Origin of the sequence: Endozoicomonas sp. ALE010 (assembly GCF_049310165.1) — a bacterium.
Taxonomy (GTDB): domain Bacteria; phylum Pseudomonadota; class Gammaproteobacteria; order Pseudomonadales; family Endozoicomonadaceae; genus Endozoicomonas.
Genome location: NZ_JBLYNV010000118.1, coordinates 1 through 6,593, shown reverse-complemented (window position 1 = coordinate 6,593; position 6,593 = coordinate 1). Strand labels below are relative to the sequence as shown.

The window sequence follows — 6,593 nt, the reverse complement described above, 5'->3', positions numbered from 1 at the left end:
AGCAATATCACACCCCGACCGAGAATATCACGGCATTCAAACAAGCCGTCAACAACACACCGGTGTTACCCGGTAAAACCTGCGGGGTTATCAATACCCATAATTTCAACGCGGTCTTCAGTGATCTGTCCGCACAGGAAAACACCCTGCAAAAGACCGATACCTTTCATAAGATGGCCAGCGAATTTGACCAGCTGCTGGTCAGCGGTGAACTGACCGATGAACAATGGCTGATCCTGAAACATCGGACGGAATCTCTGCCCGTCGCCCCCGGATTGGCGACAGGCACTTTGCCAGAACCCTCGGGTGACAGTGTTGTCAGGCTGTATACCGGCAGTGTTGCCAATATCGCTGCCAATGTTGTTGCACAATCCGACTGTTATCGACTGGCCACCGGGCAGCAATGGGAGGAGCTCTGGTTTACCAGCAAGCTGAAACTGTCAGGCAAGTTGAGTTTCCAGCTGAGAGCAACCCCGTTATTGACACAACTCCTTAAGGGTAAAGCGGTGGTGCTGTCCGGGCTGGAACATACCCCGACCCTGGCAGGGCATCTGGAGTCACTATTGGTACCTGAGCCCTATCTCTGGATTTACGGCCAGAAAAAAGCCCTGCCCAACTGCCAGCTGCATATAGTCTGGCCCGCTGACCGAATGCCTTACCAGAGTCCATGGTTCCAGTGCTGGCAACAGCAGCAGGATGCCCGGAGTGATCGGTCAGCAGGCAGTGTTGAGCCTGACGGCTTTGAGCCTGACGGCTTTGAGCCTGACATAGTTGAGCTCGGTAAAGCTGAGTCCATTTTGGCAGAATCCATTATGGCCGCCCCCGGTTTGATCCAACCCTTTTCGTCCCGCCATCCCGATGCAATCCGGCCATTAGGCAGTCTTTTGTCCCGCATCCGGACATTGCCCCAGAGCCCGGATAAAAGTTATCCGGTCATTCCGGTTCAGGCACCGGCTGAGTTTCTGACCCTGCTGGAGGCTCAGCTCCCCATTGAACAGCGGCTGGATCGCGCCGGGACTCTGGAGCCCTTTCACTGGCGTAAGGCCCTGAATAAGTTACTGGCCCATCCGGTGCGGGGTAATGAAACCATTTATAGTTTTGTCAAAGCTCAGATCAGTGGGATATTTCAGGATTCCATGGCAGAGGTTGATCGTGATGGCATTGCTGCCATCCTGGACACCCTGCCAGCCCTGAAGCACCCAAAGGATCTGGTAGATCATTTCTGGCCATTGGCCCGTTATATGGCACCGGCACTGGGCGAGTATTTGCCTGATATTTTCGGCGAACCTTCTCCCCGCTGCACCGCAAAGATGGCCGCCATTATCCACTCAATATTCCCTCAACAGGGCATTGAGGCTGATCTTTTGCCGGTACTGGACGACAATATCCATCCCTGTTCCGGCCATCGCCTGCGTCTGCTGTACGATGCCCTGCGGGTCTGTGGCAGCCAGAGTATCCCGGTGCATCGGCAAGCCCGGGACTTGAACCAGCAACTGACCGCCATTACCCAATGCCATCCGTCTGAGCCACTGGAACAGCTGCAACAGCCGCTTCAGCACGCCTTTTCGGAACCGCTGCTGACAACCTCCTTGCAGACACTGGCCTCAGATTGGCTGCAGGCCAGCTGTCATCATCAGCAGCAACAGGGCAAGCGGCTTGAACAGCTCACGACCATGCTCAGGCAGCACAGGATCATTGAGCTCAATGGCCCGGCGGGTACCGGTAAATCCTGCCTGGCCGTCGCCACCGGGCAAGCGTTACAGGAACGGCGGCAGGCATCAATGAACCGGCTTGCCGCTGGCCCACAGCCTGACCCGCACACAGTGAAAACCCTGACCCTGGGACCGAACACCACCTGGGAAGACCTGTACGGTTCGGTCTCCCTGAAACGAGACCGGCAGGGCAATACGGTCTCTCATTCGGTACCCGGGCAGATAACGGATTGGGCCAGGAGAAGACGCCCGGGCCTGCTGGTTATTAATGAAGCCAACCTGGTGCAGCACGGACTATTGTCACCACTGACCGGTTTGCTGCAATCGTCTCCCCGGCTCTGCGTCAATGGCCAGACGTTCGAGCTCACAGATAACCACCGGGTTTTGTTGACCGGTAATCCGGAAAATTATCCGGGGCGGAATCTTGACCCTGAATTGCAACGCCGGATTCTGCGCCTGTATTACCGGCCGCTGCCGGAGTCCATTCTGCAACAAGCCATCATTGAGCCACTTCTGCCGGATACCTGGCCCATGGAGCTGAGGTCCACCACTTCCGACACCATCCTCTCCCTGCTGGCAAAGTACAGAAAACAGGTATCCACAGACTATGAGCTGACGCCAAGGGACCTGAAAGACATCATGGCCCGGTTCCGGCTGATCACGGCGGATGCACCCTGTCCCACCAGCCAGGCCCAGGTGTTGGCTCTGGCTGACGAAGCGTGCGGGCAAAGTCTGGGTGGGCGGATCGATCGGGACCAACGCCCCGAATGGCAGGCACTCAGGGATTACTGGCACAGTTCCGGTAAGGTGGACCGTTCATTGCTGGAGCAGCACCAGCGGGCCTTCACACAGTTTTTCGGACAGTTGGCACAGGCGAACAAAAAGCAATCGACACCACTGGTCATCGATACTCCGGCCACCAGAGAGTACATAAAAACCTGCTGGCAATTTCTGCAACTCAGGGAACCGGGAAGAGTTGCCATGGTGGTGGAAGGGACTGCCGGGTGGGGTAAGGATGCCCTGTTACTGCTGACCCTGACCACCTGGCAACAGCAAACCGGTAAAGGCTTTCAGCATCTCAATGGGACACCGGACCAGTTTAACCAGTTTGTGCAGGCCTTTAACCGCGCCTGGCGTCTGGGGGAGGTATTAGTGGTCAGTGAGCTCAATATCATTCCTTCCGGGCTATTGGAAGAGTTTCTCAATGACCGCCTGCCGCTGCCTCACAAGGATGGGTTCAAATTGATTGGTACCGTTAATCCGCCCACCTATCCCGGACGGACGGCATTCCCGCCGTCATTGACCAGTCGATTTACCGGCGTTCATATCCACCATGATACCCGGGATGACTACCGGCTCAGGCTGCAAGCCATGGGGGTATCTGAGGATCTGAGTCGGTGGCTGACCGATTGCGCCAGTGCCCTCAATAATCATTTCCGACAGCGACGCATTCCCCTTGAACTGACGTTGCCGCAGCTGCTGCTGGCGGCCGATCGATTGGGCAGAATCCCCATGGTTTGGTGGCCTGATGTTCTGAGCTGGGAGTGGGAACCCTATCTGGAAAAAAGTTCATGGGAATTTAAGTGGCCCTATATTCTTGTACAGTCATCAGAAAAGGGATCTTCCAGAGGTTCGGCCAAAAAATCACCGAAGGCTTTCAGTCTGGGCAGGCCCCCGGGTGCGTCCAGAAAATTTCAGGTTACCCGGTTTTTTCCCGTTAAATGGCATGCCAAGCTGTATCGACTAAAACTGCTCACAGCCGATGTGACCACTGATCAGAATTTAGTTATCGGCCTGTTGCCAAGACACCTCGTGGATCAGAGTAATCTTTTGCCCCTGTTAACCGGGCGTACCGATCTGAAAACCGATGAAACCCCCGGGCGCATGACACTGGAACCGGGCCGCAATTGGCAACGATTGCCATCGCTGACTCCCAACGACCGTTTGACCGGTCTGAGATCCATTCCGCAACAGACCAGGCTGGCACAGGATAGGCACACAGGCCAATACTATCTGCGTTCCGAACTCACGGAACCGGAGACGGTAGATTTTATTATTAAACCCGACCGGACTTACTTTCAGCCGTTAACGGCTGATGATCCCATCAACACTCAGCCCTGGCGATGCCCTCCCCTGATCAAAGTACATCTGGATCAGGAGGTTTTCAGCGGGGATCCTGTTCACTTTCCGGGATACCGGAAGTTGCGGGAAATTGGGCTGATAAGCAATCTGGCTGGACGGCTGCTGGCGCTGGTCGATTGGTTCAGAGCTTTTTCTTACGATCGTACTTTTGACGAAACCGGCATCAGTCTGGTCAAGCAATTGTTGCAGGAACAACAGGGAACCTGCCGCCACCGTGCGTTTCTGTTTCAATTACTCTGTCTTTACTGGGGTATTGAAGCCCGAATAGTAAAATCGAAATCACATGCTTTCGTTGAGGTCAGATCCCGCAATGGGTGGCGACTTTGTGATTTATGGGGCGCTGGCAGCTCCAGTATCAGTTACTCATCAGAGCCGACATGGCACAATCTTTACCAGTCAGCCCCAGTGCAGCCAGTCAATTCATCTTGCGGACAGGACGGAGCCGCTGATGGCTGGAACGGGATATTGTCACTGGCCGCTTCTCTGCTCCAGCAATGGAAGTGTGTTAGATCTGAGTTACCCCAAGAGGCGATAAAACCTATCCAGGACTCCTTTCTGGAAACCTTCCGGAAAAATTTCCGCCCTATCCCCATAAACAGGGGGTTATTATCAGACCGATCTTACCCAATATCGCCAGATTGCGAAGGTAATATCGAAGCATTTCTGATTGCCTACCATTGGGTGCCGACACAATATTTACAGGCGGCCCGACATGCCATTGACCATTTTTCCACCCTGGCTCCACCGGAAAAAAAAGCCATTATCGACTGGAGCCACTGTATGCTCATCTGGTCAATCGACTATCAGTCTCCCAAAAAGCATCTTTTCTGTCAGTGGTCGGAGTTTGCCTGGCAACTGTATTTGCAAAGCCCGAATGATTTTCCCGTCCTGCCTGTTCAAAGCCTGCAGACCATTATCCGGTTCAATTTTGATCATAATGGCATGGCTCAACGAATAAGCCAGCGCCTGTTTCGGGTTGAGTCCATCAATAAAATTTATCTGAAAAATGTCTGCAACAGTCTGGGGGTTCGCAATTTTTCGCTGCTGCCCCCCTGGGAACAATTGCCACAGGTGGCGGCTACCGAGGTTTATTGGAGTCATGCCTCCCGGGGCAAACCGGATATTGCCCGACTGATCCGTGGTCAGCCCTGTTTCCCGGAAAAATCAACCTATTACCAGGAAACCAATACCCTGATAGTGGCCGCCCAGTTTTTGATCGAAAGGGCGTGGGACACTCTCCGGCAAAGCACCAATAAACTGACCGGTGCCGCCTTTCTTGAGGAACTCCCTGAGCCCCAGACCAACAAAATTTTAGAGGATCACATCGATGATGCAGAAATTAACCGGCAGTTAATTCGCCTGATCGGCGATAAACGCTCTGCTGAAATATATACCCCGGTGATATGTAACGACCTGAAAAGATTCCGGGTCTTGATCGTTGGCAACTTCCGTGAAAACCGGGGAATCATCTTTGAAAGTCCGGCAGGGCAAAACTTCAACCTGATCGGCAGTGGGATTTTTTCTCCGGGTATTGCCCTGGATTGCCGGGAGTCGCTGGGAACCATAAAACGCCTGCTCAATGAACATGATGCAACTATTTTAAGCGGGAATTAGCTAGTACATGGTTTCAATGAGTTTGACGGGTTGTCGTCCCTCCGCACTCCGTTCGCCCTGAGCCTGTCGAAGGACCCATAGGGCCTAAAGGCGGAAACTCCGGACTCTGATAGATCGTGCCAAGCACCCTTCGACTCCGCTCAGGGTGAACGGAGATCGTACACGTCAAACTCATTGAAACTATGTACTAGCGTATCAGGGTACTCCTATGATCAGCCGCGGTATTGCAGGGAGGAACTTTTGCCGGTTTACATCATCTAACTTGACTGACCGACCACAATTACTATCAGAAAAGTACTATTTTCATGCTTCCTATTCAGCCAAGTGATCATTCTGTTGTAACCGCTCAAAAAAGGTTGGCAAGTTCTACAGGCGATCCTTCACAGTCCAGTAAAATCCCTAAAAAAACACCAGAAACCGGGGTTTTGTCCGTCAAAAATGAGCAGTCATATTTAGTCCAACAGGCATCATCAGATAGTGCGCATTCCAGCCCAATCCGTAACGTCACGACCATCACAGATTGCATCAGCCAACTGAAGCAGTCGGTATCACCGATTGGTGATGAATTTCATTTTTGCGGTTCCTTTCGTGGGAATGAAAGGAAGGAGGAGTTGATCCGTCTCTTTCGGGAAGCGACAGGCATCGGTTTTTTTTTTATTATCCGGCATCCGAACGACCTGGATCATCACCCGTTAAGAAGGCTGCACTATTATCCCGCTCCCGGACAAAAAATCGAGCGTCCCGGGCTTATCTATCAGTCAGTGCCCATCACCCTGGTTTTCGATTGTGACAATCTCAGGCCCAGACAGCTGGCCTCATTGAATGAGCTGTTGGAGAATCCACCCCGGCTGGATGGCCCCCCCATCAGCAAGGCAGTCAGCCGGATTGTTCTGGTTAAGGACGATTTAATATACAAGCCTGACGCTCCCGGACCAGATTTCTGGCGTCGGGTATTTGCCTTGAGGAGAACCGATTTTGAAACCGTCCGAGCCTCTAACCCCCGGGCCGTTGTGCCATCCCGGTCGGTAAGCCATCGCACGGAGCCGCCAGAGCCGGGGAGTTTGCTGATTCACTGTGCGGGTCAGGATGTCTTTGCCAGCCTGTTTGGCAACCTGGCCATCAACA

General features: G+C 53.3%; 2 protein-coding genes. Both read left to right on the top strand.

Going from position 1 to position 6,593, the window contains the following annotated elements:
• Positions 1-5,468: AAA family ATPase (locus ACO6UY_RS23650; protein WP_422491508.1), on the top strand; the 5,468-nt coding region annotated here is incomplete at its 5' end.
• 356 nt (positions 5,469-5,824) lie between these two features.
• Positions 5,825-6,593, top strand: a 769-nt coding sequence (locus ACO6UY_RS23645) for a hypothetical protein (protein WP_422491507.1), incomplete at its 3' end; no start/stop codon positions are given.